A 24,324-nucleotide genomic window follows, 5' to 3' on the forward strand; every position below is an offset into this window, starting at 1 on the left:
ACCGAAGGACCACCATGCTTGCCGCCCTCCTGCACCTCGGCTGGTACGGCTACACCGTCGGCGCCGTCCTCGGCGCCAAGCTGCTGCTCTCCGCCCCCATCCCCAGGCCCTGGCGCTCCAGCCCCCGCACACGGCGACAGCCCACCATGGGCATGACAGTCCACGGTGTGATCACGGTCTACAACGAAGACCCCGCCATGCTGCGGCGCTGCCTGCAGTCCGTCCTCGCCCAGACCCGCCGACCCGACTCCCTCACCGTCGTCGACGACTGCTCCGCGGACCACTCCGCCAGCGCCCTCATCGACCAGATGCGCACGGCTTTCGACACGGCCGGCATCGCCCTCACCTTCATCCGCTTCCCCGCCAACCGCGGCAAGCGCCACGGCCTGGCCGCCGCGTTCCGGCAATCCCCGGCCGCCGACGCCTACCTCGCCGTCGACTCCGACACGATCCTCGGCCCCGACGCCGTCGAGCAGCTCCTCCGCCCCATGGCCCGACGCCGCGTTCACGCCGTCACCGGACTCGTCCTCGCCCACAACCGCTCGGTCAACCTCCTCACACGTCTGATCGACATGCGGTACGTCAACGCCTTCCTCGGCGAACGCGTCGCCTACTCCCGCCTCGGCTCCGTCCTCTGCGCCTGCGGCTCCCTCGCCCTCTACCGCGGCTGGGTCATGCGCAAGTACCTCGACGACTTCCTCGACCAGCAGTTCCTCGGCCGCCCCGCGACCTTCGGCGACGACCGCCGCCTCACCTACTACGCCCTCACCGAGGGCCAGTCCCTCATCGCCCCCACCGCCGTCGGCTACACCGACGTCCCCGAGCACCTCGGCCACTACGTCCGCCAGCAGATCCGCTGGGGCCGCTCCTTCATCCGCGAAGGCGTCCTCCTGCTCGCCCAGGTCCGCTTCGTCCCCCGCGCGTTCTGGTGGATCAACCTCGTCGAGGTCGGCACGTGGATCGGCTTCACCGCCGGCCTCCTCACCACGCTCGTCCTCGCCGTCGTCCACCCCGCCGGCTGGCACATCCTCACCGGCTACGCGCTCGCGGTCTGCGTCATGGCCTGGATCCGCTCGGTCCACTACCTCCGCCGCGCCCCCGGCGTACCCAAACCGGACCGGCTGCTCACCTTCGCCGCCGCACCCCTCTACGCCCTGCTCAACCTCGGCCTGCTCCTGCCCCTGCGCCTGTGGTCACTCGCCACCCTCCACGCCACCAGCTGGGGCACCCGCCAGAACGGCGCCGAAGTCCACCACACCGAACAGGCCCCCACCGCCGAGCCGGCCGCGCCCACCTTCGCCCCGGCCCCCGCCGCATACGACGCCGACGCGATCACCGAACCCATCCCCCTCATCCCGGCCGCCCGAGCCGACGACGACACCGTCCCCCTGCACAAGCTCCTCGACCCCCTGGACGCCCGAACCCTCGAGCTCGACCTCCGCACCCGCTGAACCCGGCCCGCCCGCAGCAACCGGGCGGACCCGGCCCCCACACCTACGAGGAGACCCACAGATGCCCGGCATCCCCCACGTCGACTACGACGACCCCCGCATCCTCCAACTGGCCATCGCCCGCACCCAGGTACCCGACGCCGACGACCTCCCCATCGGCCCCGCCTGGAACGACCTCGCCGACGCACAACCACTCCTCCGCACCCAAGCCCGCGCCTACCTCCGCGCTGCCATCCAGGCCGGCCTCATCGCCAACACCGCCCTCCCGGACGACGACATCCCCTTCGAAGCCCTCCGCTGGGCCATCCACCACACCCTCACCACCCAGTTCGTACGGCCCCGCCGCACAGACCCCGACCACTACGCCGTCGCCATCCGCGAACTCACCCCCGACGGAGAGTTCTACGCCTGGCACGGCGTCCCCCTGGCCGTCGCCGCCCGCATCGCCGCCAGCCTCCTCCGCGGCCACCACCGACCCGACCCCACCGCGATCACACCCCAGATCGCCCGCGACGTCCTCGCCCACTACGGACACACCGGGTACGGCCATGGCCCCGGCTCACACGCCGGCCACATGATCTCCGCCATCGAGACCGCAGACCCCAAGAGCCGCTCGCTCCTGGCGCTGACCCACGGTCCGTACGTGGAGGCCGTCCGCCTGGCCCGCGAGGTCGAGGACGGTACGGAGCAGCTGGCCCGGATCGCGCGCGAAGAGTCCCCGGCGGCCCCGAAGTGACGGCGACTCCCGAAGCCCGTGCGTGGCACGAGCGCGGTGACCAGCGCAGTCCGTCGCCGCTGTTCCGGCCGGCCAAGTTAACGCCGGAGCAGCGCGACGAGATCGTCCGGCGCCTGGACGACGGCGAGGAGCCCATGGACCTCGCCCTGGAGTACGGCGTCGCCGCCGGCACCATCCGCAACTTCCGCTGACCTACAAGACCCTCCGCGAGGCCCTAGGCCTCGCCCCTCATGCACTGGGAGTTACAGACATGACCGGACCCGAGCACTACAGCGAGGCCGAACGCCTGGCAGGCCGTGCGCACCACTACACCTACGGCGACGGAGCCGACCCTGCTGTGGGCCTCGCCCTGGCGGCCGAGGCGCAGGTACACGCCACGCTCGCCGTCGCTGCCGCGGTTGCACTCACGCAGCCCGTCGTCGGCCAGCGGAGCGCCGGCCACGACAGCCCGGCGGCCCGCGAGGAGTGGGTCAAGGCCGCGGGCCGCGACAGCGGCTGATCAAGCCCCGGATCCTCCGGCCGGGCCGACTCCGCGGCCCCGCCCCCCTTCCAACTCCTGGAGCAGCGCATGACCCTCACCGACCGCCGCGTCTACCTCGACTGCGAGTTCGACCCGAAGAACCTCACGACCACAGGCCTGATCTCCATCGCCGTGACCGACCAGCACGGCGAGAGCTACTACGCCATCAACGCGGCCGCCGACCTGCAGGCGCTCCTGGAGCGGCCGTTCATCATCGCCCACGTCCTGCCGTGGCTCCCGATCCGCGTCACCTACGACGCCCAGGACAAACCCGTCGGCATCGCCTGGGACCTCGACCACCCCGACGCCTGCCGCATCCTCGACCCGGAGCGCATCGCGGACGACCTCGCGGACTTCTTCGCCGCGCCCGCCATCCCGACCGGCAACACCCAGCTGTACGCGTACTACGGCGCGCAGGACCTCAACCGGCTCCACCAGCTGTGGGGTGGCGACTGGAACCAGATGCCGGACGTGATCCCCAGGTGGTTCACCGACCTCAAGGCCATCGCGGTCTCCCTCGGCGACCCGGAGCTGCCCGAGCAGTCCCACCGCGAGCACGACGCCCTGGCCGACGCGCGCCACGACCGCGTGCTGCACGACTTCCTGCTCACGCTCGCCGGCACCGCCGCGGCCGGCCCGAACATCGTCAGCGACGAGGGCAGCTTCCTGGTCCGCTACTGGAAGCCCGGCGGCCGCCGCACGACGTGGCAGACCGTGCAGACCCCGTTCGACACCTCGACGGCCGCGGTCACCGCCGCGGAGCGCCTGGCCGGCATGGACGGCGTCCGCCGTGCCCAGGCCCTCCAGGCCCGCACCGTCACCACGATCATCCGCGACATCCCCGGAGTCACCCGATGACGACGACCGCCCCCACCGGCGAAGCCCAGCACGCCCCGCGGCCCGTTGACTGGACCGCCCACCCGTACGACCTGCTCCCGAAGGAGCAGCGCCACATCGTCGAGGCCTACGAGTTCGGCGTCGCCGGCCCCCGCGACGCCTGCGCCGTGACCGCTGATGACCTACGAGACGTCGCTGTCGCGGCGCTCGAGGACGGCCTGAGCGCCGCCGCTCACGTGGACGCGCGCGTCCAGCTACATCTCGCCGCCCTCGAACGCTGGTATGAGCGTCTCGACACTCTCGACCACGACCTCCGCGACAGCCGCGGCCAGCACACCGCCACGACCCGCGAGATCGTCTCCGTCGAGGCCAGCCAGATGCAGGACGCCGTCCAGGCGCTGCACCGCGCCGTCATCGCCTACCACCACGCTGCAACCGGCCCCGTTCCTGCCCGGGCCTACGGCGGCGCCTACGAGTTCTTCAGCGGCACCGTCCATCCCGCAGCGAGCTCAGGCGCCATCGCAGCGATCTCGCCTGCCGGCCGCGAGCGGCAGGCCCGCGTCGCCCACGTCCTCCGCGCCAAGGCCGCTGAGATCATGGCGCTCGGCGAAGCCAACGACTGGTCGATCTGGGCCGCCCAGTACCTCCACCCCGACGTCGAGTTCGTCAACACCGGGGAACAGAGCGGGGAGTCTCTGGCCGCCGCGGTGAAGCGCCAGCACCGCAGCGAGGCACTCCACGACGCAATCGAAGCCGTCGCCGCCCTGATCCGCTCCTCGCGTGCCGACGACCCCACTCGGGACAGCTGGTGCGCCGGCGTCGCTGCCGCCCTCGAGCTGCTCTGGGAGAAGGCGAACGGGGCCCCCAGCGCGTCCAGCCCAGACCCGGTAACGACGGCGCTGCACTGGGGCCAGGGCACGGACGCCGTCGTCACCGTCGACGAGCAGTCGGCCCGCGGCCACTACCTCGGCGTGCACGTCGAACCCGGCGGAGCCCCCGACGCCCGAATCCTCAACATCCGCGTCCTCGTCTGCCGCCCCGGCACCTGCCCCGACGACACCCCCGACGGCGGTGAGCAGCCGTGACCGCCAGCGAACCTCTCAGCCCCGAGCAGCGGCAGCAGATCACCGCACTGATCGGCGACGCCCAGCCCACGACGAACGCCCTCCTCGTCCGCATCGCCGAGTCCGTACGCGACCGCCGCGAGCACGACCACACCTCACAGCGCGAGGACTGGTACTGCCTCAACCTCGTCGGCTTCATGGGCGAACGGATGGCCCCGGTCCTCCGCCGCCTACTGGACGCGGAAGCCCGAATTGCCGAGCTGGAGACCGATGCCGTGCGCCTCCAGCAGATCGCCGACCGCGAGCACAAGGCGTTCCTCGACACGCACAACGCCCTCAACCTCGTGGTCCAAGACGCCCAGCGCCTCGTCGCGGAGAAGGGCGTCGAGGACCTGGTCGCCGAGCGGGACAAGCTGCGCGAGCAGGTCGCGAGGGAACAGCGCCGCGTGCGTCTGTGCCGCGACAAGCAGAAGGAACTACGGGCGCAGATCGCTGAACAGAAGACGTTGGCGGCCCCGGCCGCCGAACGCGACTGCCTGGCCATGGCCGTCCTCTTCGCGCTCCAGTGGACGCCGGACGCGCCCATGACGCTTCGCGAGGGCATCGAGGAGATCCTCAGCACGATGCCGCAGGCCCCGGCAGCGAGCAGCGCCGCGGCTCCCCGCCCGGCCGTCCCGCCGCTCGGCGCGACCTGCGCAGCGTGCGGCCACGCCGCGAACTGGCACAACGCAATTTGCACCGCCGGCAAAAAGCCCTGCGGCTGCCCACAGTTCGTCACGGCCGACGCCACCAGCGAAGGAGCGGGGCTGCCGCGGTTCTGCGGCGCCGACCTCGCCCGTACCCAATGGCCGTTCACGTGCTACCGCCCCATCGGCCACGGCGGCCTCTGCGCGCCACCGGACCCCGACAGCGACGTCACGTTCTACCGCGCCGCGTGCAACACCGAGATCGCCCCCCTCGGCTGGTACACCACCGAGGCTGAAGCCCGGAAGCACTGCGAGGACGAAGCCCGCGCGCACCACGGCCCCGACGCCCCGCTCACCTTCTCCTGGCCCGACCCCGACCCGGACGACCCCGACGCCCCCCAGGACCTCACCGTCCACCTCCGCGGCCGCGTCCAACCCGTCGAGTACACGGTCCACCCCGTCACCGCGGCGCGCCGCTTCGACCCGGACGCCGACCGATGAGCGCCCGCGCGGTCGCGCCACTCGTCGAGCTCCTACAGATCCACGCCAGTGCCGTCACCCGGGCACGCCCGTGCCTGCTGGTCCGGCACGCCCGCCGGGACGGCCTGATCGTCCCCACCGGCCGCAACGCCGGCCGATTCGTCGGCGGCTTCGGCCGCGCCACGGTCACCGAGGCAGAACTCGCCGACCTGGTCGTTGTCGGCACCACCCTGCGCGGCGTGCCCGAGTACGAGTGCGACGACTCCGAGTTCTGGCGATGGCGGCGCGGTACCCGCGGTTACGCCATCGCCCTCGGCCGCAAAGCCCTCAAGCCCGAACTCGAACCGGAGATCACGCCATGACGAAAGCCACGCCCAGCAGCGACCACAGCACGGCCATGACGGCCCGGAAAGCGTGGAACGGGGGCATGGTCGGCCCGACCCCGCTCGAGCGCCTCACCACCCCCAGCCCGTTCAAGCGGGAGTGCACCGTCGACGTCTGCGGCAGCACCGAAGGCGCCGCCCCCGCCACCGGCATGGTGTTCGTCCACGTCAAGGGCTCCCGCGAGCCCGGCCGCTGGTACTGCGCCGGCCCCTGCGCCGGATACGGCCAGGCCTACGCCGACGTCCGCAGCCTCCCCGAGACCATCCACGGCCCGAGGAAGCCGACCCGCACCAGCCCCGCGAGCAGCCGCTGATGCCCGGTCACGTCCCGCGCGAGCGGATCGAGCAGCTGCTCCGCGAGACCGGCGACACCCTCAGCAGCAGCGCCATCGCCCGCCACCTGGGCGCCGACAGGCACCGCGTCACGAGCATCCGGCGCGACCTCGGCATCCCGGACGTGCCCCATCAGCCGCTCACGCTCCAGCAGAAGTGGGAGCAGCGCACACGCCCGGTCGACGGCGGCCACCTGGACTGGACAGGGGAACGGAACAGCAAGACCGGCACCCCCCTCCTCCGGTACTGGCCAGACACGTACACCGCGGCCGCCGTCGCCTTCGAGATCAAGTACGGACGCAAGCCCGAAGGCCAGGTCATCGGCGAGTGCGACTTCCACCAGTGCGTTGCACCCGATCACGTCCAGGACCAGCCCGGCCGCCTGCGCCTGCGCGAGCAACTCCACTTCATCAGCGGCGGCGGGCCACTGCCGGCCACCTGCCGCCCCCGCCAGCACGACCAATCCGTGCACCGGGCCTTCTGGCCCGACGGCACCCCCTACTGCGCCGCCTGCCCCAAGGCGCGCCGCACCACCACATCGGAGACCACATGAAGCACAGCATCACGCCCACGCCCCGGGACATCGACCTCATCGCCGCCGCCATCAACGCAGCCCGCAACGCGGGCATCTACCTGCCCATCGGCCCCAACCCGCACGTCGCCTGGTCACCGCTCGAACAACTCACCGTCCCCGCCTACGACGTCCGCCCCTCCCCGGACGACGACGTCGAGCGTGCTAGCTGGGAAGGCGGCCACGCCCTGATCGTCGAACTCGGCGACTGCGAGCTCCACGGCCGCTGCCAATGCGGCACTCAGCTCGGCACGGTCCGCGTCGACAAGCCCCTCGACGACCTCGCCTGCAGCTGGGAGCGGCACGTCATGGTCGATGTCCCCGCCGAAGCGCGGAAGGCATCGCGCTCGTGACGCCTGGGTCAGCCGCGACACCCGGTTCTTTCGTTGATCAGGGTGAGGCCGGTCGCCGGGAGCTCCTTCTCCCGGCGACCACCGCCTCAGCCCCGAGTCGCTACGCCTCGCGCTGGTGGAACTGGGCCCTCGTCGTCGCTGGCATCGCCGCCGTAGGCCTCCTGGCCGCCGCCCTCACCTGACACGGAGCCACACCCCATGACCGACACCGCCTCCCTCGGGCAAGCCCCCGCGGCCATCAGCGCCGCCGAATGGCAGGCCGCAAGCCGCAAGTTCGCCATGGACGCCTGGGGGAGCGCCTACGGCCGCGCCAACACGACCCAGGCCACCGTCGACCGGATCGTCCGCGTCCTGGTTCGCTGGGGAACCCGCGACCTTCACCGCGACGCCGCGCAGCTCCTCAACGAGCTCCTGGCCGCCCTCGGTCCGGATGCCCAGGTCCCGGTGCCCGACCCCCGCGACACCACCGCGGGCGACCTCCGCGACGCCGTCCTCCGCGCCACCAGCTTCCTCACCGAGCCACAGCGCAGCGAGTGGCCGGCCGAGCAGGTCCACGGCTGGAACCTCGCCATGCAGTCTGTCCGCGACATGGTGGGCGAACTCGCACCAGGCGGCGCCGCGGTCGTCCAGCCGCCGGTTCCGCCGCAGGCCACCGCCCCGGCCCCGGTGGACGACAACGCTGAGCCGGACGTCACGCCCGCCCAGGACCTGCGCACCGAGCGCGCCGAACTCCTCGGCCTCCTCTGCGCCAGCCTCCCGCTCCGGGACTCCGTGATCTGCCAGCCCCCGTGGGCCACTGACTGGTACCTCCTGGTCGCCACGGTCCTCGGCGAGCGGCTGCACTTCTTCGTCACCGAGGACGACATGCCGTACCTGGTCGACGTCCGCTGGGTGCTGCCCGACGACCCGTCTGTCCACGTCGCCCCTCTCAGCGCGGAGCAGCGCCAGGATCGCGTGCGACGGCTGATCGGCGATCACGTGCTCGTACGGGATGCCCGCCCCGGCTGGGCGCAGGCGACCACGCCCCCCGTGACCGAAGCCGGGGCCACCGCCATCGGTAGCGGTGTCCTCACCCTCAACCCGCCCACCACCAGCACCACAGGACTCCACCGTGCGTAGCGCCCGCTTCCTCACCACCGCCCTCCTCGCCCTCACCGCCGCGTGCACCACTGTCCACGCCCACGACCCAGCACCGGTCGCGCACGGCCGCATCACCGCCCTGGACCACCTCCTCGAGCGGTCCCACACCGTCCGCGTCGACCGGCCGATGACGCTCTGCTCCACCGACCGCACGACCGGCAAGAGGAAGTGCAAGCCGGTCTCCACCGGCCAGTTCACGACCCGCAAGGTCATCGACCAGCGCGAGTGCTGGCAGGTCACGTTGTCCACCGGCCACCGGATCTGCACCACCTCGGCCCGCTGGTACGGCGCCCGCATCGGAGCCCGCTGGTGATCGACCCCACGCCCTCCGCAGCCACGGCCGCCGACCGCATCCACCAGGCCCTCGCCCCGAACCCCGCGGCGCCAGCCGTCACGGGATTCACCGAGGCCATGAAGCGCATGAGCGAGGCCTTCGCCGAACTCTCCCGCCGCCTCCGCAAGTCCCTCGCCGCGCTCCGCGCCTGCCCCTGCGAGCCCTCACCACGCCCCCGGGACCGCCCAGCGTGGCGTACCCCGTACGGACCTGCCCACCTGCAAAGGAGCATCACCCATGGCCAAGGCCCAGTTCACCGACCGTGCCGGCGCCCGGCAGCGCGCCGCCGGGCTGTACAACGCTGGCGCCTCCGTCCGTAGCGTCGCGGCCGAACTCGGCTGCTCGTACGGCGCCGCCCACCGCCTCCTGAGCGAGGCCCAGGTCAAGTTCCGCTCCCGCGGAGGCAACAACCATGGCTGACAACCCAGATGACCTGCCGCCGCGGGAACTGCTCAGGCAGGCCATCGAGAAGCTCCGCGGCCGCCTCGATGCACTCGACGACTGCCGCGGCCCCTGGCGCATCGTCAACGAGGACCAGCGCCCCTACCCGCAGACGATCAGCAACATCGGCGTGCCCTACGTCGTCGCCAACACGCACACAGACCCGAGCCACCCGCCGGACATCGCCCAGTACATCTGCCTGATGCACCCCGGCGTCGGCCGCGGCGTCCTGGCCTGGCTGGAGAGCTGGACCGGCATCGACCTCCGCGAGGACGCGGCGCTCCCCGAGGACGCCCGCCACGCGATCGCTGTCGCCGGCCTGCTCCTCAAGGCCCGCTGATGCCCTGCCGTCGACCGGGCACCCGGCTCACCGACCAGGACCTTGCTGCCGTCGCGGAGTTCAAGGCCTACCTCGCCGACCGCCAGGAGCAGCAGCAGGGGCCCTCGCTTGCTGGCGAGGGCCCCCAGGTGCTGTCCAGGCTCGGCGAAGGAGCCGACCCCACCGTACCGAAGGAGACCGACGCATGACCCGCACGGCCGCCGACGCCATGCGAGCAGCCGCCGCCGAGCTGCGCTCCTGTCCCGAAGGACACGACCCCGCAGTCCCCGGCGGCACCATCCCCTTCGCCATCGCGGAAACGATCGCGGAGTGGCTCGTCGTCTGTTCCCGCTACGCCGCGAAGTGGCACGAGCAGGCGCCGGTCTCCCCGTTCCAGGCCGCCGGCCTCGACGTGGCGCTCGCCATCCTCGGGGAACAGAGCGAGATCACCATCCGATTCGGCGGCGGCCCCACCGTCCGCCTCCGCAGCTGGTCGCTCGTCACCTCCGACGCCGAGCTGCGCGTCACCGGCACCGTCTCCCACAACGACTGGTTCTGCGTAGGCCCCCGTGTCCCGATCGCGGAGCTCCACATCCCCGGCCTTCAGGCCCTCACCGAGCTCACGGCCGATGCGACCACGCTGTCGCGCGATGACGAGTTCGTTCACCTGCAGCTGATCTGTACCGCGGGGGAGGGCAGTGACGATGCCTGACCAGCCTCCCGGCCAGGACCCTGAATTCCAGGCGTTTCGTCGATTCATGGCGCAGTACCTGCAGATCCCGCCCGTGCGTCGACCGCGCCCCCTGTCCCACTACCGCCGACTCACCGCACAGGAGCAGCGCGCACTCGCCTCCCGCGTCGACACCGATGGCGGTGACAGCCCCTTCGGCTGGACCGACCCAACCCCCAACCCCTGACCGGGAGACCCCGCCATGCAGAAAATCCCGACCCTGTTCGTCCGTGACCCCGACGATCGCCGTCACGTCACACGCGAGGTCACGCCCGGCTGTGAATGGGTCCTCGCAGGCGAGGGCACCCCGACCCACAAGTACGACGGCACCTGCGTCATGCACGACGACGAAGGCCGCTGGTGGGCACGCCGTGAGGTCAAACCCGACAAGAAGACCCCGCCCGACTACGTCTTGGTCCAGCACGACGAGGTGACCGGCAAGTCCGTCGGCTGGGAGCCGATCGGACAGTCCCCGTTCGCCGCGTTCCACGCCCAGGCACTGGCCAACGCGGCCAAGCCCGAGGTCCACGGCCGGGACGAACCCTGGGCCGCCGGCACGTACGAACTCATCGGCCCAAAGATCAACGGCAATCCGGAGCAGCAGGACCGGCACTGGCTCATCGCCCACGCCAGCGCAGTCCCCCTCGCCGCCGGCGACCGCACCTTCGAAGGCATCCGCACCGCAGTCCTCAACTGGCACCGCGCCGGCGTCGAGGGCCTCGTCTTCCACCACCCCGACGGCCGCATGGCCAAGATCAAGGGCAGGGACTTCGCCTGATGAACCGCACCCGGCGTACGGACGCCTTCCTCGTCGACGAGGCCGCGGTCGCGGCAGCCGAGCCCGCACACATCGGGCGCTCCTGGGCCGGCCACCAGGCCGAAGACCTGTGCCCTTGCCCGCAGGCGCCCTGCGGCCTGGTCCTCACCAGCGCCATCGACCCGACATGCCCCCAGCACGACTTCCGCGCCGGCAGGTCGATCCGCCAGTCCCACCCCGCCGCCGTCTGCCCGGCTGCCGTCGCTGCTGCGCCCGAGCCGCAGCCGAGCACCGCTGGCGTCGGCATGCCCGCGACCCTCCACCTCCACGCCTTCGGCCGCGAGATCAACGACTCCTTCGGCTACATGCCGTACCTCGTCGGCTCCGCCGCCCGCGGCAAGGAGTGGCGCGACGTCGACGTCCGCTTGATCCTCCCCGACAAGGAGTTCGACGCCCTCTTCCCCGGCCACCTCAAGCCCGACCACGCCGACGCCCGCTGGTCCCTGTTGTGCGCGGCGATCAGCGAACTCGGCCGGATGCGCACCGGCCTGCCGATCGACTTCCAGATCCAGCGCACCACCGAAGCGAACGTGGCGTACGGCGGCCCGCGCCACGCCCTCGGCCTGAACCTCGCCTGGCCCGCCTGACCTCCACCGCTCACCCCCCACTACGGAGCCGACATGTCCGACGACATCCCCCCGCCCATGACAGAGCTCGAAGGGGCCGCGGTCACCGCCCACGAGGCCTACACCGCCTACCTGCATGCGGGCTTCACCAAGCCCGAGGCCCTCGAACTCGTCAAAGCCATGCTCATCGCCGGCATCCAGAACGCCCAATGAGCAGCGACGGAGATGGCGTCTACGTCGTCCTGCAGCAGCCGACCCAGCTGTGGTTCGCCGGCTGCTGCGACAACCGCTGTCCGGACGCCATCTCCAACGGCGGCCACCACAACGTCGCCGAGCACGCCACCAAGACGATTGTCGACCGCGCGGCCACCCGGCACCGCCGTCTCCTGCGCACCCTCCCGCCCGAAGAACCGACCCGGCGCACCGACGTCTGCGAGACCTGCGGCCAATCCGCCCGCGCCACCGACGGACTCCGCCGCCTGGTCGCCGAACTCGAAGAACAACTCGCCCAGCACACCCGAACGGACCCCCATGCCTGAGCCCCTGTCCGGTGACGCCGACGAGATCGCCCGCCACCTCGCCGCCACCGACATCACCGACCCGACCGGGAAGACCCTCGTCCTCGGCCACCAGTGGGCCACCGCCGTCGTCAAACGCATCGACAACGTCATCCAGGAACGCGACGACGCCCTCGCCGCCATCGAACGCGCCCGCAGCCTCCACTACAGCGAAAGCGTCGAAGCCAACACCACGGCAATGCAGTGCGCCCACGACGGTGAACCCACGCCGTGCTCAACGATCCGCCTGCTCAGCGACCCCAGCGACTGGCCCCCCGTCGGGACCGTCACCGCCCCGCAGAGCAACACCTTCTTCGGCGTCAAAACCGGCCGGATCTCTCTTCCCCTGTACCCGGCCCACGGCGGATACGACCGCATCGACGCCGTCGTCGTGAGTCGCCCCCTCGACCCCTGGGTCCTCTCCGGAACCCCGGCCCTCGACCCCCGCCCGCCGGAAATCCCCGCCGACCATGAGGTCCTCGCCTGGGTCCGCGTCCACCGCCGCGCAACCGAAATCCAGCCCACAGACATCACCCCCACCGGGGCCGGCCAATGAACGACGTGCCCCCGAACCGGTACCGCGCCAAGCCCGGCGAGGTCGACGCCGTCCACTTCGACGGCAGCCCCGCCAGCGTGGTCGCCGTCATGCGCCTCGTCGACGCCAGCCGCGGCACCACCATCATCGGCATCGAAGCAGGCCCCGACCACGCCAAGCGCCGCATCGAGATCCCCACCCCCGACGCCCCCTGCTGGGCCGACGTCGGCGACTGGATCCTGCGCAACGCCCAAGGCGCCCTCTGGGTACTGGACGCCACCCTCTTCGCAGCGACCTACGAGGCCACCGCCCCCAGCTGACCCGCAGAACGGACCGACGCCATGCCGATCTTCATCGCCGGGCTCATCCTCGGCGCCCTCTCCGGAACCCTCACCGCGATCGCGACCGGCAGCGCAGCCCTCGGAGCCGGGATCGGAGCCATCGCCGCCGTCCTCACCTGGCTCGGCACCGCAACCGTGATCTTCCTCGACGACTGAACGGAGCAGCACCATGGGCCTCTACCGCCTCAAGCCCCGCCCTGTCGACGCCTGGCAGTGGATCCCCGGCGACCTCGCCGCCGCCGGCACCGTCGTCGGCACCCTCCTCGCCACAGACGTCGACTTCCACCACCCCTCCGGCAGCGGCCCGACCACCACGCTCCAGATCGGCACGCAAGTCGCCCAGCCCAACGACTGGATCGTCCGCAGCATGACCGGCGAATGGACCATCGTCCCGGCCGCCGAGTTCGCGCTGGACTACGAGCCCGTACGCCCCCGCCGCGGCACCCCGCTGCAAAGCACCGGCTACACCACAGCACAGCTCCTCGGCGCGAAGCAGGACCAGGCCGACGAGATCAACGAAGCCCTGCAGACCGCCATGGAGCCCCGATGACCGCCCCCGCCCCGAACCGCTACGACGCGCTCCCCCCGGCGGCCAAGCAGCTCCTGGCCGAGTTCGACGCGCTCGACCTCGCTGCCATCGCAGCCCAGAAACGAGCCGACCTCGCCCAGCTCCAGGCCCTCGTCGAGCGCATGCCCACGGTCCACATGCAGTTCTCCGTCCTCGAGCCCGACGGCTCCACGACGCTCCAGCCATGCGCCGACTGGTGCTACGCCTGCCGCATCGAGCAGGCCGAGGGCGCCATCGAGCGCGCTCACCACCTGGCCGACGTCTGGGACGACGCCCCCGACCCCCTCGTACGGACTAGCGCCCGAGACCTCCGCAGCACCCTCGTCGGCAGCCCAGCCCGCCCTCGCACCGCCCAGCCCGGCACATGCGACGCGTCCTGGGAAGGTACCGGCGGCATCGGCAGCGGCTACTTCGGGCCCTGCACCCTCCGCCACCAGCACGACGGCCCGGTCCACCGAGACCGGGCAGGCAGGGAATGGCTCGAGCGCAGCCCGGACCCCACCGTCATCCCGACCGCGGGAACTCCCCTCACCGCGGAACAGAGCGAGGCACTGGAGGCGGTCACGCCCCCGCCCGGCACGTTCGTCACCGCCGGCGTAGTCGACGCCGCGATTCGTTGGCACCAAGCCGCGCCCGACGAACTCTCCTGCGCCTGCGGTCAGCACCTGCGACAGGCCGCCGACGGCGCCTGGATTCACAAGCCGCCGTACACCTGCGCCTGGTCCCGGCCGCGCTGCCCCCACTGCGCCATGCCGCACGACCTCACCCCCGGCAGCCTCCCCATGGCCTTCTGCGAGAGCACCCGAACGCCGATCACCGCGGCGGACGACGAGCACCAGCCGGGCACGACCGCAGAGCAGGCCATGTCAGCTCAGGACATGGAACGCGCCATCGACCCTCTCGGCGCCCCCGCGGCGCTGGCAGCCAACGGCTGGGGCTTCGAAGCCGACTGCGAGAACCCGGCGCCGATCACCCTGCTGCGGCATCTCAACCGGCGCGACGTGAACTGCTACGACCGCAACCGGCTCACCGCAGACCAGGCGAGAACGTACGGCGCCGCGCTGCTCCAGGCCGCCGACCTCCTCGGCCCCTCGTCGCCCACGCCCGACGGGGAGCGGGACCGCCGCGCCGCGATCCTCGACGCCGCCCAGGCGCGCGCCGACCGCGCCACCGTGACCCGGGTCCGGGAGTTCCTCGAGCGCCACGGTCACCGCGTCGCCGTGGCGCCGACCGTCGTCCTCTCGCTCCTCGACGAGACAGCGCTGACCCCTGCCACCGAGGAGCAGCCCCGTGCTTAGAGCGATCCTCGCCGGCCTCATCACCGCCGCCCTCGGCCTCGCCGCCGTCCTGGCGCTCATGGCCCTCGCAGGCCTCGACGCCTACCGCGCCCACACCACCGCCGTACCGTCCCCGAGCCCCAACGCGGCGCCGCAGCCATGAGCGCCCGCATCACCCTGCACTGCAACCAGACCTCGACGTACAGCACCTGCGCCGCGCAGCACTTCACCGACGCCGTCACGATCGACGGCGCCCGAGCAGAGGCCGAGGCCGCCGGCTGGCGCTGCCACCCGGACGGCAACGACTACTGCCCCGGCTGCTCCGGCCACCGCGCCACCATCAACGCTGCCGCGCTCAAGCTGCTGCGCAACTACCCGACGCCGCGCCCACCCCTATACCTCGCCCCGCCGCCCATCACCGATCCCGGAGACCAGCCATGACCGCCCGGCTCGTTATCTACCGCTACGTCTGCCCCTGGTGCGAAGAGGGCGACATGGGCCCTGACCAAGGCCGCTGCCTCCACTGCGCGGGCGCCGGCCTCACCAACGACATCTCCGGCTGGGAGGCCGAGGAGGTCACCCCCGCGCCGCGGCCGCCGGGCGTCATGCCCCGGGCCTGCATCGACTGCGCATTCCGCCCCGGCTCACCCGAGCTCGAAGGCCTCGCCCCCGGCCCGGTCGACGACGGCCCGTTCTACTGCCACCAGGGCCTCCGCACCGGCTTCGACGGCGAATACCGGCCCGTCGCCACGTACCGGCCCGCCGGCGCCGAGAAGGACCTCCCGGTCGGCGCGATGGTCTGCGCCGGCTGGTGGGCCGCACAGACCGGCGCACCCGCACCGGCCGAACCCTTCCGAGAGGTCAAGGAGCGCCGATGCCAACCGGACTGCTGAACCCGATGCTGTGGACCGACACGGTGGAGGACATCGCAGGCTGGATCGTGGAGCAGGAGGGCGCCGAGTTCTTCGGTCTGCAGGCCGCCAAGGCGACCGGCTACGGGCACAGCACCACTTACCTCGTCCTGCGCCGCATGGCCCACGCCGGCTGGCTCACCTCCCGCCCCGAGGAGCGCGACGAACGCCAGGGATTCGGCCGCCTGCCCCGGATCTACTACCGCCTCACCCCCCAGGCCGCGGCCGAGGTGACGCGCCTCCTCGCCCAGATCGAGGCCCGCCGGCGGGGCACCGCGGTCAACGACGTCGAGGACTGCCGATGACCATGACCGAGCCCTACTTCGCCGACTGCTGGTTCGTGGTCGGCGACGAGTATTGCGGCCTCGAGCGCGACCACTCCGGCCCGCATGTGCCGTTCGTCCCCGGCTACTACCTCCGCCCGCCGGACCTCCACCCCCTCGCCCTCATCCGGCTCCGCTTCCACGGCCGCTGCCCCGTCTGCAGCGGCCCTGTCGCGCGCTGGACCGCGAACCACACCGGCCCGGAGCGGCACATCCACGTCGACCGGTACGGCGGCCAGGAGGTCAAGCTCTACGGCCCCGCCTGGGAGTGGCAGTTCGGCCCCTGTGGCTGCTCCGGCCGGCAGCCCATCCCTCGTACTGCGGACACTTACAGCGCCCCCGCTTGGCTGCTGTCTCAACGGCCGCAGCATCGGTGAGGTGGACCCCCGCGGAAGGGGCGGTTGGGCCGTTGTGCGAGAGTCCTGCGTCACTCTCTTGCTCGGCAATGAGACCTGATGGACATGCAAAAGTCCAGGTCAGAACGTTAGTTGCATGCTAACATCGATACATGATGCCTGATCAAATTCGTCCGCGATCACGATGGACGCGGGGTGAAAACAGGGGTATAAATTTTCCTCATGGGATCACCCCTCCTCCTGCGAAGGCTCGCCGACGTCTACAGGCGCGAGTTCACGTTGCTGCATGGGATGCTCGACGCCTCCGTGCAGAAGGTCTCCGCCATGACGGCCTCGGCGGTCAAGGCTCCGAACGGGCCGGCGATGTCGGCCCTTGCCCGGACGGAGCTTCTTGGCTTTGCTTCCAGCTCCCTGGCCGTCCGAAGGTCGCGCCTTCGCCTGATCGGGGCCGGAGACGAGTGGGTGCGGGTCGGGCTCACTGGCTCCGAAGTCAGGCCACGCCTGAGGATGAGGCCACCTACTGCGGAGCTGGTCGACCCCTTCCTCTTCGACGAGGCAACGCTGCGTGGTCCTGCCGGGTCGATCGTTGTCATGTGGGACTGGGACGAGAACCTCGGCACTCTGCGCTCGTTGTCCTTGACACGTGTGGAGTCAATGCAGCGATGGGGGATCAAGTGCCCCATGCTGGAGGAAATCCCCATCGCGGCACCCGCGGTCGGGTCTGTCGACGATCCCTTCCGCCATTCGGTGCCGATTGGGGCCGCCAACGACGACGACGACCTCGCTGGGGTCGTTGGAGTCTGGGACGAGGAAGAGGAAGCTCAGTCGGAGCAGCAGCTCTCCGGCGACCGCAGCGAGGACGGCCGTGATGACGACGAAGGCGATTCCGCTGTGGGGGGACTCCGCTGAAGTCGAGGTCTTCGGTGAGCGCTTGCGCGACGCACGCCTGATCCAACGTCTGAAGTCAGGCGACGTCGCGCAGCGTGCCGGGGTCTCGCAGTCCTGGTACTCCAAGCTGGAGCACGCTGACTCGACCGCTGTGGAACTAACACGCGGCCGGCAGCTGGCCTCCGCCTTGGAGTTCCCGCTCGAGTTTTTGACCTCGGCACCCGTCACTCCCGTCCAGCGCGGCAGTCTCCTGTTCAGAGCGAAGAAGAACCTTTCCAGGTCAGAAGAGGACCAGCTCGTGTCATGGGCTCGGCTCGTCGGGGACCTCGTGCACGCTGCGGAACCCAAGCTGCGGCTGCCATACATGCGAGTTCCGCGTATTCCGGCGGCGATGTCCCCACCGGAGGCCGCCCAAGAGACTCGCAGAGTGCTGGGCGTCGACGCCGAGGAGCCTGTTCCTCACCTGATCCGCACCCTCGAGCGCGGGGGCGTGTACGTCGCAACGCTGCATTTCGACACAGACCTGCATGCGCGTAACCATGATGCGTTCTCCACGTGGATTGGCCCCATGTTGGATCGTCCACTCGTAGGCGTGCGAGCGACGGACTCTTGGGAGAGGACACGCATGTCGGTGGCGCATGAGCTGGGACATCTGGCTATGCACCAGATGCGCCGCGAAGGAGACTTGGAACGAGAAGCCTACGAATTTGCCGCAGAATTCTTGCTGCCGCATGAAGTCCTCAAACGCGAGTGGCCGCACGCAGTTACTCTGATGGCTCTCATGCCGCTAAAGCGGATTTACGGAATGTCGTTGGCATCGCTAATTGAGCATGGATTCCGGAACGGCCTTCTAGGTGCCGCGCAACGGACCAGCCTGTATAAGCAGATGTCTAATCGGCGCGACCAGGCAACTGGTGAACGACTCAGAGTGCGTGAGCCGGGCTGGAGAGACCGTGAAGTGGAACGCCCCAAGCTTGTTGCGAAAGTCGCAGAGGCGGCTTTTGGTCGCTCGGCGACTCTAGAAGCCATTGAAGGCCAGGTCTTTTCCTGGCGCGGCGATTACCTGCAGAAACTGCTGGAAGGCCAAGTTACTGCTTGGGCTCGTGAAGTGACGGCCGCTGAAGAGCCTGAGGCCGCGGACCTTGCCCCGGTAGTGCGACTCTCTGACCGCTTCCGTGCGCGATGACCGATCGCGCTGAAGTGCCGCAGGCGTACACGATTCGGAAGAGCGGGACGGGCAGCGAACGGAAGACCGCTGCCCTTCTCAACGCATCAGCCAAGAAGGCAAAATCCGCTCGCCAGCGCGCAGAAACCGGCCTGCAAGAGATCGTGGATTCCGGGGATGCAGTTACGTTCGCATCGGTTGCTCGAGCCGCAGGTGTCTCTGCAAATTACCTGCGGCGACAGCAGGACCTCGCGCTCAAGATCGTAAAGCTTAGGGCTCAACAGCGTGGCCAGACGCATAGCGATGGCCGCCACTGTTTCTCATCTGCGCCTGTCGATGCATGCTCGTATCTACTGGAGCAGCAAGCAAATTTTGCTGTCGAACTGGAGGAGCTAAGGCGGTTGAATAATGACCTCAGAGGGCAGTTGGAATCCGCTAAGGCTGAAATAGAGGAACTGCGCCGCAGGAGCCGTCACGGCTAATCGTGCCGCGCTGCCCGGATGCTGGCCTCTAACGCGGCCATCAAGTCCACGGCTGGCACCGGCTCGGCCGGCTCCTCCACCCCGCCGCCGCTCATTTTCGCGACCACCAGCTGCTCCAGCGCCGCGGCGTACTCGTCGTGCAACTCCGCGATCTCGACGCCCGCCAGCGAGTCCATGAGGAGCTCGAGCTCGAGCTCCCGCTCCGTCACCGGGGCCGAGCTCGACAGGTCGTCCGGCTCCCGGATCTCCTCCGGCCAGAGCAGCGTGTGAAGCACGAGCATCCCGTGCCGCGGCCGCAGCACCGCCAGGCGCTCCCTGGTCCGCAGCGTCACCTTCGCCACGGCGACCGTGCCGTGCCGCGCGAGGGCCTCGACGAGCAGCGCGTACGGCCGCTGCCCCTGCTCACCGGCCGCCCCGACCCAGTACGGCTTCGCGTAGAGCACCGGGTCGACGTCCGTCTGGTCGACGAAACCGAGCACGTCGACGGTCCGCTTCGTCGGCAGCGGAAGGGCGGCCAGGTCCTCGTCGAGGATCACCACGGTCCGGCCGTCCGGCCGCTCCCACCCACGCGCGATCTCCGACTGCGACACCTCCACGTCCTCGCTCGCGCAGAACCGCCGATGCTTGATCCTGGACCCGTCGGCCGCGTGGACCTGGTGGAAGCCCGCCCCGTGCTCCTCGGTCGCGGCGAATAGCTGCACAGGCACCGTGACCAGGCCGAAGCTGATGTAGCCGCTCTAGATCGCGCGCATACGCACACCATGCAACCCGGGGCGCCCTGGCGCACGGCAGCTTGCTCCGGCCTAGTGATCACAACTCGACCTTCGGCTGGCGAAATCAGTTCCGCGATCGGGGACGGCTTGGAACACTTACCCGATGAACGAAGGCGATCACACCGATATGGAGTTGTACGCACTCCTTGGCCTGATGGTTCGCACCGCGGCCGAGCTGGAGCTACGACTCCAGATAGTCGCGCGCGACCTCTGCGAAAGCCCCTACACCGCGTTCTGGATCAACGGCGAGAACACCAGCAAGGTGAGGAACCTGATCGAGGGCGTGGCCCGGGTCCGAGCTGATGTGACCCCGCAAGAGCTCGATGTACTCAAAGACCTCATGAAACGCTGCTCAGCTGCCTTTGACCGGCGCAACGCTTATGTCCACGGCGCGTGGCTTATGGACGCGAGCGATCCCGACGCGTCGGCAAAGCAGACTCTGCGCTTCACGCGTGGCAACGAGGCACCGCGGTTCGCACCGCTCTCAATCAGCGATCTCAACGACCTGGTCCAAGATCTCTCTGCGGTAATGACAGACCTCATGGGCTGGTGGGAACCTCGCCTGACCCGGAGCCATGAGAAGTCAACGGCATCGCCATGAGCGGGGCCAGCCGTTAGACCGCGCGGACGTGCACCTTCGCCCCGGAGTGGAAGCGCAGCGTCAGCCCGTGATGCCCTGCTTTCGGCCGCTGTAGCTGGACCAGAGCGCGCATGCCGGCGGCGCACACCCCAGGCAGTCAGGACGGCGCAGGGGCGGTCGGGGGCCGGTGGCCGCCGTGCGCATGACGGTGCCCGCGGTTAGGCTCCGGGAAGCCCGGCGCGTGTCCAGCACCACAGGAGCACTGATCATGCCGAAGACCCGTCTCAAGTGCCGTACGGCCGCCTCAGCCGCAGCTGTTGTTGTCGCCGGCACCGGTCCTGGCGACGAGCGGCACTGGGTTCGGCAGGATGGCCGCCACGTCGTGATCGCCTACAAGGACACCGGCTGGCCCTTCGACGTCGCTGAGTGGGCCGCGCTCGAGGGCCACGCAAGTGACAAGGCCGCAGTCCGCTTGATGGCCAATCTGAGCACCTGAGTCCAGCGGTCCGCGTTGATCGGATCCAGATCCGGCGCCGAATCAGGATGCACGCGGCTGGGCGAGCACGCACCCTTGAGGAGCAGCCCCGCTCGTACACCGCGCACGCACCTCGGGCGGGGCTGCTCACGCCCAGGATTCGGGGCCGCCCTCGCGCCAGTCGACGAGCTCCGGGTCGGTGACGTCGACCGTGTCGGTGTCGAGACCGGCGCGGCGCAGGAACTCCAGCAGATCGGCCGAGTTGAAGGCGACGCCGAGGATCTTTTCATCCACGCGTACCTGCCGGCCGCCGCTCGGCGATACGGGCATCACGATCACGCGGGGGTCCATTCGCTCAGGATGACCCGGGGCGAATGGGGGCGCATCCTGGAAATGTGGTCCTGCCCACGTGTCGGCAGCCTCGGCGCTCTTGGGGCAGGGCCGTCCGGGAAGAGGTCCGGCGCGGCCCCTGATCCTCCACATGGGGGCCGCGCCGGATACCGTGCGTCACCCATTGAGCGCCCTTCGCGTGCGCCTGTAATCGAGACCGGGCAGACTCGGGGGTGCGAGCCCGAGGGCCACGGTCCGGAACCCGCCAGGCACTCGCGCCATTGGGAACGGCCCCCGCCACAACGATGTGGCGGGGGCCGTCGCGTGTCAGACCGCGCGGACGTACACCTTCGCTCCGGAGTGGAACCGCAGCGTCAGCCCGTGATGCCCCTCCTTGGCCTCCTCGCGCTTCGACCACTCCTTCACCGACGCCAGCTCCCTCGAGCCGGCCGCCGAGAGCAGCTGCGCGAGCCAGGCCTCCCCTGATGCCCTGTCCGGCCGCCCCGCCAGGTCGGCCCCGACGAGGGGCGCGATCGGCGCTTCGCCCTCGACCGGCACCTCGGCCTGGTCGTACTTGTCGCCCGGCGCCGACTCGCCGATGACCTGCCAGCGCAGCGCCGTGCCGGTCGTGAACGCGACCTCGAGGCCAAACGGCTGGTTGCCGCCGGCCTCCTTGAGCGTGAGGACCTTGCTGACCAGCGGGTGCCCGGCCTGCCGGACCGTGTCGATGGCGAACGTCTCGAACCGAGTGGGGCGCATGGGGGACCTCCTGGCGGCGCTGGTGGGGCGCCAGCCAGTCTACGAACGAGGGACTGACTCGCAGCGCGGCGACCAACGAAAGAGGGCCCTGCCTTCTCGACAGGGCCCTCCGTGCGTCCATGCGAAGCGACGCGGGTATGGCAAGCAGCCTACCCAGACTGCCTCTCCTACGAGCGACCGGCTCCCGGATCTCCTCCGGTCAGAGCGGCGCGAAGGCTTCGCCCAGATCCTGGGTCTTCTCGTTACTCAACATGACGGCCTCCGCCGGATACCACTTTGCTGCAGCGTTCACGACCCCAAGCACGCCTTCGACGACGATGGTGATAGGTCGCCCTGCTTCATCTCCAACGAAGGATCCGTCGGGGACGAAATCTATCTGAGCCTTTATCTTTTCTTCCCATGCCTTGGAGTCCGTTGGGGGGTCGATGGGAGAGATGATCCCTAGTGGCCGCTCCCAAACAAACCATCGGGTCCCACCATTTGGGTAGAGCGCCATTACCGTAAGGGGCTTTCCTGGGGGTGCTTCGGGCCACAGATTTTTATCGACCCACTCACACGCTTCGCGATATTCCGGCCATTTCGCAATCAAGGCGTTGAGTGCATCAACCAGTTCACGGGTGTCGATATCGCTTACAGCGTGGATTCTTCGACACAAATCCCTGAAGAAAGACAACCCTTCAAGAAATGAAAGTGCTGCCAGCTCAAGGGAGGGACCTATGCGGTGTACAGGCTTCCCGTCTACGGGGCGCTGGGTGCCAAGGGTCCCGCCGTAACTTCCGTGTGTGACTTGGGAAAGCAGTCGGTAGGCATCGTATCCGGCGTCAAACCCGCAAAGTTCGGCTCGACTCTTCAGTGTGGTTCCGGCCCAATCGCGCTGGAAGGCATCGCCGTACGCTTCACGTGCTGCGTTGTAGCGAGCGCGATTATCCCTACCCATTCGCCTGAGCCGATGAAGTTCCCTCTTTTGTGCGACCTTCTTGAGGAGCATTGCCCCTCGGCGCATTTTGGAAATCAGGTCAAGCGTTACTGCCTCGTGGGCCAAATAGCGGTCGCGTCCTTCGTCGTGCGCGGCCACCCAACAGTAATTGATGAGGTGCTCGTACAGTGATCGAGCGGCGCGGGCGGCGTTCCGCCCGTCTCCATTCCATAGGAGCGGCAGAAGGGAGTCGAAGTCGTTCACCGCGTGATTGAAGATGATGGAGCAAGCTTCGTTCTCGATGCTTGCCCAGAATCGCCGGGATGTGTAGAAGAGTAGTTTGCTCACTTCTTCGGTGAGCGGCCTCAGCGCTTCTAGTTTGAAGCGCAAGTTCTCTTCAAGCTCTCCCGCGATCGATATGCCAAATCGCTTGGACGGTGCGACGGAAAGGTCTACCCGGCTAAAGATCTCCATGTGCCCCCCTTGCTGTAATCCGAGCCGCGTTCAGTGCTCGCTCTTCTTTGGCCGGTCCTTCCCCGACCGTGAGTAGCCCGCGGCAATGTCCTGCACTGTGGTCGGCGAGACCCCGAGTTCCTTGGCGACCTTGCGGACAGAGGCATCGTCGGGTGCGAGTAGCTCCAACACGGCCTGGCGCCGCACTTCTCGCAGCGCCTTGCTGCGGTCGGGCCATTCCTTCAGCACCCTCGCGACAGCGAGCGCGCGCGTCTTTGGGTCGCTGATCTCGGAGAGACCTGCGAGAGCGTCAAACACGCGCTGCACCTCCTCCTCCATGCCCTGTCCCTTCTTTGGGCAGGCCGCGTTGCCAGTGTACGGGGTATCCCGTACGCTCGACACTGAGCAGCTTGCCCCTGCTCACCAACAAGTCGGCCCTCGTCCCGGCGCCGGCAAGCAATCGGGACGAGGGCCGGTCTCCGCAGACCGTCAAGCACACGGAGATCCAATGCACGAGCGTAATGGCGCCTGCCCCTGGCAGCCCAGCAGTCACGCGGACGACGACAACTGGCGTCCCGGCCCGGTCGTCCCCCGCATCCCCATCCCCGGTCCCCGCAAGCCCACTGGGCGCGCGTCGTGACCGCCGAGCAGCGGCCCGCAACCTCGGTCGCGGAGGACGCGCATGCCACCGCGGCGCAGCTCCTCGGCTCCGTCGCAGTCGACTACGCCGCCGCCCAGCACCCTGACGCCCGACGCGCCTGGGATGAGCTGAGCGTCGAGGCCCACGCGTCGCGAGAGGCCACCGAAGCGCGCGCCGAAATTCGAGGCGACCGCTGGTGAGCGGCACCGGCGCATCCGCCGTCGCCTGACTGCT

At 69.7% G+C, this 24,324-nt stretch carries 44 protein-coding genes; 39 read left to right on the top strand and 5 right to left on the bottom strand.

The genetic code is table 11. The features are described from left to right. Window positions 1-14 precede the first annotated feature (14 nt). From ABZ883_RS04625 to ABZ883_RS04795, 35 genes are all read left to right on the top strand, one after another. Window positions 15-1,451: a glycosyltransferase gene (locus tag ABZ883_RS04625; protein ID WP_360901357.1), complete on the top strand. Its 1,437-nt coding sequence runs from the start codon at window positions 15-17 to the stop codon at window positions 1,449-1,451. Between the two features lie 61 nt (window positions 1,452-1,512). Continuing rightward, the gene (locus ABZ883_RS04630) at window positions 1,513-2,187 is read left to right on the top strand and encodes a hypothetical protein (RefSeq protein ID WP_360901360.1); all 675 of its coding nucleotides are present in this window, start codon (window positions 1,513-1,515) and stop codon (window positions 2,185-2,187) included. Then, window positions 2,184-2,378: a Hin recombinase gene (locus ABZ883_RS04635; RefSeq protein WP_360901363.1), complete on the top strand. Its 195-nt coding sequence runs from the start codon at window positions 2,184-2,186 to the stop codon at window positions 2,376-2,378. The genes ABZ883_RS04630 and ABZ883_RS04635 overlap by 4 nt, the downstream gene beginning before the upstream one ends. Window positions 2,379-2,437: 59 nt before the next feature. Beyond that, complete coding sequence (locus tag ABZ883_RS04640; protein ID WP_360901366.1) at window positions 2,438-2,686, top strand: hypothetical protein; 249 nt, start codon at window positions 2,438-2,440, stop codon at window positions 2,684-2,686. 69 nt (window positions 2,687-2,755) lie between these two features. Then, window positions 2,756-3,565 (top strand): hypothetical protein, encoded by an 810-nt coding sequence (locus ABZ883_RS04645; RefSeq protein WP_360901369.1) that lies wholly within the window; start codon window positions 2,756-2,758, stop codon window positions 3,563-3,565. Next, the gene (locus tag ABZ883_RS04650) at window positions 3,562-4,629 is read left to right on the top strand and encodes a hypothetical protein (protein ID WP_360901371.1); all 1,068 of its coding nucleotides are present in this window, start codon (window positions 3,562-3,564) and stop codon (window positions 4,627-4,629) included. The genes ABZ883_RS04645 and ABZ883_RS04650 overlap by 4 nt, the downstream gene beginning before the upstream one ends. Next, window positions 4,626-5,795, top strand: coding sequence for a hypothetical protein (locus ABZ883_RS04655; protein WP_360901374.1), 1,170 nt, complete (start codon window positions 4,626-4,628; stop codon window positions 5,793-5,795). Before ABZ883_RS04650 ends, ABZ883_RS04655 begins: the two co-directional genes overlap by 4 nt. Further along, on the top strand, window positions 5,792-6,136 hold the full coding sequence (locus ABZ883_RS04660; RefSeq protein WP_360901377.1) for a hypothetical protein: 345 nt from the start codon (window positions 5,792-5,794) through the stop codon (window positions 6,134-6,136). The genes ABZ883_RS04655 and ABZ883_RS04660 overlap by 4 nt, the downstream gene beginning before the upstream one ends. Next, the gene (locus ABZ883_RS04665; protein WP_360901380.1) at window positions 6,133-6,471 is read left to right on the top strand and encodes a hypothetical protein; all 339 of its coding nucleotides are present in this window, start codon (window positions 6,133-6,135) and stop codon (window positions 6,469-6,471) included. Before ABZ883_RS04660 ends, ABZ883_RS04665 begins: the two co-directional genes overlap by 4 nt. Then, window positions 6,471-7,043, top strand: a complete 573-nt coding sequence (locus ABZ883_RS04670) for a hypothetical protein (RefSeq protein WP_360901383.1) — start codon at window positions 6,471-6,473, stop codon at window positions 7,041-7,043. Before ABZ883_RS04665 ends, ABZ883_RS04670 begins: the two co-directional genes overlap by 1 nt. Next, complete coding sequence (locus tag ABZ883_RS04675) at window positions 7,040-7,414, top strand: hypothetical protein (RefSeq protein WP_360901386.1); 375 nt, start codon at window positions 7,040-7,042, stop codon at window positions 7,412-7,414. Before ABZ883_RS04670 ends, ABZ883_RS04675 begins: the two co-directional genes overlap by 4 nt. A 198-nt stretch (window positions 7,415-7,612) precedes the next feature. Then, window positions 7,613-8,533, top strand: coding sequence for a hypothetical protein (locus ABZ883_RS04680; protein ID WP_360901389.1), 921 nt, complete (start codon window positions 7,613-7,615; stop codon window positions 8,531-8,533). Continuing rightward, window positions 8,526-8,867, top strand: a complete 342-nt coding sequence (locus ABZ883_RS04685; RefSeq protein ID WP_360901392.1) for a hypothetical protein — start codon at window positions 8,526-8,528, stop codon at window positions 8,865-8,867. The genes ABZ883_RS04680 and ABZ883_RS04685 overlap by 8 nt, the downstream gene beginning before the upstream one ends. A 258-nt stretch (window positions 8,868-9,125) precedes the next feature. Next, complete coding sequence (locus ABZ883_RS04690; RefSeq protein WP_360901395.1) at window positions 9,126-9,308, top strand: helix-turn-helix domain-containing protein; 183 nt, start codon at window positions 9,126-9,128, stop codon at window positions 9,306-9,308. Beyond that, complete coding sequence (locus tag ABZ883_RS04695; RefSeq protein ID WP_360901398.1) at window positions 9,301-9,669, top strand: hypothetical protein; 369 nt, start codon at window positions 9,301-9,303, stop codon at window positions 9,667-9,669. The genes ABZ883_RS04690 and ABZ883_RS04695 overlap by 8 nt, the downstream gene beginning before the upstream one ends. Next, a complete protein-coding gene (locus ABZ883_RS04700; RefSeq protein WP_360901401.1) occupies window positions 9,669-9,857 on the top strand; it encodes a hypothetical protein in 189 nt (62 codons plus the stop codon). The genes ABZ883_RS04695 and ABZ883_RS04700 overlap by 1 nt, the downstream gene beginning before the upstream one ends. Then, window positions 9,854-10,360, top strand: coding sequence for a hypothetical protein (locus ABZ883_RS04705; protein ID WP_360901404.1), 507 nt, complete (start codon window positions 9,854-9,856; stop codon window positions 10,358-10,360). The genes ABZ883_RS04700 and ABZ883_RS04705 overlap by 4 nt, the downstream gene beginning before the upstream one ends. Window positions 10,361-10,406: 46 nt before the next feature. Further along, a complete protein-coding gene (locus ABZ883_RS04710; protein WP_360901407.1) occupies window positions 10,407-10,565 on the top strand; it encodes a hypothetical protein in 159 nt (52 codons plus the stop codon). Between the two features lie 15 nt (window positions 10,566-10,580). After that, complete coding sequence (locus ABZ883_RS04715; RefSeq protein WP_360901410.1) at window positions 10,581-11,156, top strand: hypothetical protein; 576 nt, start codon at window positions 10,581-10,583, stop codon at window positions 11,154-11,156. Further along, on the top strand, window positions 11,156-11,782 hold the full coding sequence (locus ABZ883_RS04720; RefSeq protein WP_360901413.1) for a hypothetical protein: 627 nt from the start codon (window positions 11,156-11,158) through the stop codon (window positions 11,780-11,782). Before ABZ883_RS04715 ends, ABZ883_RS04720 begins: the two co-directional genes overlap by 1 nt. Before the next feature lie 33 nt (window positions 11,783-11,815). Further along, a complete protein-coding gene (locus ABZ883_RS04725; RefSeq protein ID WP_360901416.1) occupies window positions 11,816-11,974 on the top strand; it encodes a hypothetical protein in 159 nt (52 codons plus the stop codon). Next, window positions 11,971-12,300, top strand: coding sequence for a hypothetical protein (locus tag ABZ883_RS04730; protein WP_360901419.1), 330 nt, complete (start codon window positions 11,971-11,973; stop codon window positions 12,298-12,300). Before ABZ883_RS04725 ends, ABZ883_RS04730 begins: the two co-directional genes overlap by 4 nt. Next, window positions 12,293-12,874, top strand: a complete 582-nt coding sequence (locus ABZ883_RS04735) for a hypothetical protein (protein WP_360901422.1) — start codon at window positions 12,293-12,295, stop codon at window positions 12,872-12,874. The genes ABZ883_RS04730 and ABZ883_RS04735 overlap by 8 nt, the downstream gene beginning before the upstream one ends. A 5-nt stretch (window positions 12,875-12,879) precedes the next feature. Further along, window positions 12,880-13,173, top strand: coding sequence for a hypothetical protein (locus ABZ883_RS04740; protein WP_360901425.1), 294 nt, complete (start codon window positions 12,880-12,882; stop codon window positions 13,171-13,173). 21 nt (window positions 13,174-13,194) lie between these two features. Then, window positions 13,195-13,350, top strand: a complete 156-nt coding sequence (locus ABZ883_RS04745) for a hypothetical protein (RefSeq protein WP_360901428.1) — start codon at window positions 13,195-13,197, stop codon at window positions 13,348-13,350. Window positions 13,351-13,363: 13 nt separating this feature from the next. Then, window positions 13,364-13,744 carry a hypothetical protein gene (locus tag ABZ883_RS04750; protein WP_360901431.1) on the top strand — a complete coding sequence of 127 codons (381 nt, stop codon included), beginning with the start codon at window positions 13,364-13,366 and terminating at the stop codon, window positions 13,742-13,744. Beyond that, a complete protein-coding gene (locus ABZ883_RS04755) occupies window positions 13,741-15,060 on the top strand; it encodes a hypothetical protein (RefSeq protein ID WP_360901434.1) in 1,320 nt (439 codons plus the stop codon). The genes ABZ883_RS04750 and ABZ883_RS04755 overlap by 4 nt, the downstream gene beginning before the upstream one ends. Continuing rightward, the gene (locus ABZ883_RS04760) at window positions 15,053-15,202 is read left to right on the top strand and encodes a hypothetical protein (RefSeq protein ID WP_360901437.1); all 150 of its coding nucleotides are present in this window, start codon (window positions 15,053-15,055) and stop codon (window positions 15,200-15,202) included. The genes ABZ883_RS04755 and ABZ883_RS04760 overlap by 8 nt, the downstream gene beginning before the upstream one ends. After that, window positions 15,199-15,480, top strand: a complete 282-nt coding sequence (locus ABZ883_RS04765; protein ID WP_360901440.1) for a hypothetical protein — start codon at window positions 15,199-15,201, stop codon at window positions 15,478-15,480. Before ABZ883_RS04760 ends, ABZ883_RS04765 begins: the two co-directional genes overlap by 4 nt. Continuing rightward, entirely contained in the window at window positions 15,477-15,932 is a 456-nt protein-coding gene (locus tag ABZ883_RS04770; protein ID WP_360901442.1) for a hypothetical protein, read from the top strand. Before ABZ883_RS04765 ends, ABZ883_RS04770 begins: the two co-directional genes overlap by 4 nt. Further along, a complete protein-coding gene (locus ABZ883_RS04775; RefSeq protein WP_360901445.1) occupies window positions 15,914-16,255 on the top strand; it encodes a PadR family transcriptional regulator in 342 nt (113 codons plus the stop codon). Before ABZ883_RS04770 ends, ABZ883_RS04775 begins: the two co-directional genes overlap by 19 nt. Beyond that, window positions 16,252-16,650, top strand: a complete 399-nt coding sequence (locus tag ABZ883_RS04780) for a hypothetical protein (protein ID WP_360901448.1) — start codon at window positions 16,252-16,254, stop codon at window positions 16,648-16,650. Before ABZ883_RS04775 ends, ABZ883_RS04780 begins: the two co-directional genes overlap by 4 nt. Before the next feature lie 201 nt (window positions 16,651-16,851). Beyond that, window positions 16,852-17,538 (top strand): hypothetical protein, encoded by a 687-nt coding sequence (locus ABZ883_RS04785; protein WP_360901451.1) that lies wholly within the window; start codon window positions 16,852-16,854, stop codon window positions 17,536-17,538. Beyond that, window positions 17,498-18,703 carry an XRE family transcriptional regulator gene (locus ABZ883_RS04790; protein ID WP_360901454.1) on the top strand — a complete coding sequence of 402 codons (1,206 nt, stop codon included), beginning with the start codon at window positions 17,498-17,500 and terminating at the stop codon, window positions 18,701-18,703. The genes ABZ883_RS04785 and ABZ883_RS04790 overlap by 41 nt, the downstream gene beginning before the upstream one ends. Next, on the top strand, window positions 18,700-19,164 hold the full coding sequence (locus tag ABZ883_RS04795; protein WP_360901457.1) for a hypothetical protein: 465 nt from the start codon (window positions 18,700-18,702) through the stop codon (window positions 19,162-19,164). Before ABZ883_RS04790 ends, ABZ883_RS04795 begins: the two co-directional genes overlap by 4 nt. On the opposite strand, the gene ABZ883_RS04800 is transcribed toward ABZ883_RS04795, so the two are convergent. Beyond that, window positions 19,161-19,892: a Ku protein gene (locus ABZ883_RS04800; protein ID WP_360901669.1), complete on the bottom strand. Its 732-nt coding sequence runs from the start codon at window positions 19,890-19,892 to the stop codon at window positions 19,161-19,163. The two genes, ABZ883_RS04795 and ABZ883_RS04800, sit on opposite strands and share 4 nt — an antisense overlap. A gap of 148 nt (window positions 19,893-20,040) precedes the next feature. Between ABZ883_RS04800 and ABZ883_RS04805 the strand changes: the two genes are divergently transcribed. Together ABZ883_RS04805 and ABZ883_RS04810 are read left to right on the top strand one after the other, a co-directional pair. After that, a complete protein-coding gene (locus tag ABZ883_RS04805) occupies window positions 20,041-20,538 on the top strand; it encodes a hypothetical protein (RefSeq protein WP_360901460.1) in 498 nt (165 codons plus the stop codon). Window positions 20,539-20,785: 247 nt separating this feature from the next. Beyond that, the gene (locus ABZ883_RS04810) at window positions 20,786-21,013 is read left to right on the top strand and encodes a hypothetical protein (protein WP_360901463.1); all 228 of its coding nucleotides are present in this window, start codon (window positions 20,786-20,788) and stop codon (window positions 21,011-21,013) included. Between the two features lie 126 nt (window positions 21,014-21,139). Here the strand turns inward: ABZ883_RS04810 and ABZ883_RS04815 are convergent, their stop codons facing one another. The 4 genes from ABZ883_RS04815 to ABZ883_RS04830 all read right to left on the bottom strand — a co-directional run bounded on the left by ABZ883_RS04815 (window position 21,140) and on the right by ABZ883_RS04830 (window position 23,789). Next, the gene (locus ABZ883_RS04815; protein WP_360901466.1) at window positions 21,140-21,343 is read right to left on the bottom strand and encodes a hypothetical protein; all 204 of its coding nucleotides are present in this window, start codon (window positions 21,341-21,343) and stop codon (window positions 21,140-21,142) included. Window positions 21,344-21,649: 306 nt separating this feature from the next. After that, window positions 21,650-22,081, bottom strand: a complete 432-nt coding sequence (locus tag ABZ883_RS04820) for a hypothetical protein (RefSeq protein WP_360901469.1) — start codon at window positions 22,079-22,081, stop codon at window positions 21,650-21,652. A gap of 199 nt (window positions 22,082-22,280) precedes the next feature. Beyond that, window positions 22,281-23,471 (bottom strand): DUF5677 domain-containing protein, encoded by a 1,191-nt coding sequence (locus ABZ883_RS04825; RefSeq protein WP_360901472.1) that lies wholly within the window; start codon window positions 23,469-23,471, stop codon window positions 22,281-22,283. A 30-nt stretch (window positions 23,472-23,501) separates the two neighbouring features. After that, complete coding sequence (locus tag ABZ883_RS04830; RefSeq protein ID WP_360901475.1) at window positions 23,502-23,789, bottom strand: helix-turn-helix domain-containing protein; 288 nt, start codon at window positions 23,787-23,789, stop codon at window positions 23,502-23,504. 169 nt (window positions 23,790-23,958) lie between these two features. Between ABZ883_RS04830 and ABZ883_RS04835 the strand changes: the two genes are divergently transcribed. Then, a complete protein-coding gene (locus tag ABZ883_RS04835; RefSeq protein ID WP_360901478.1) occupies window positions 23,959-24,090 on the top strand; it encodes a hypothetical protein in 132 nt (43 codons plus the stop codon). Then, the gene (locus ABZ883_RS04840) at window positions 24,087-24,290 is read left to right on the top strand and encodes a hypothetical protein (RefSeq protein ID WP_360901481.1); all 204 of its coding nucleotides are present in this window, start codon (window positions 24,087-24,089) and stop codon (window positions 24,288-24,290) included. Before ABZ883_RS04835 ends, ABZ883_RS04840 begins: the two co-directional genes overlap by 4 nt. Window positions 24,291-24,324: the final 34 nt, after the last annotated feature.

Origin of the sequence: Streptomyces sp. NPDC046977, from assembly GCF_040644455.1 — a bacterium.
In the GTDB taxonomy this organism is placed as follows: domain Bacteria; phylum Actinomycetota; class Actinomycetes; order Streptomycetales; family Streptomycetaceae; genus Actinacidiphila.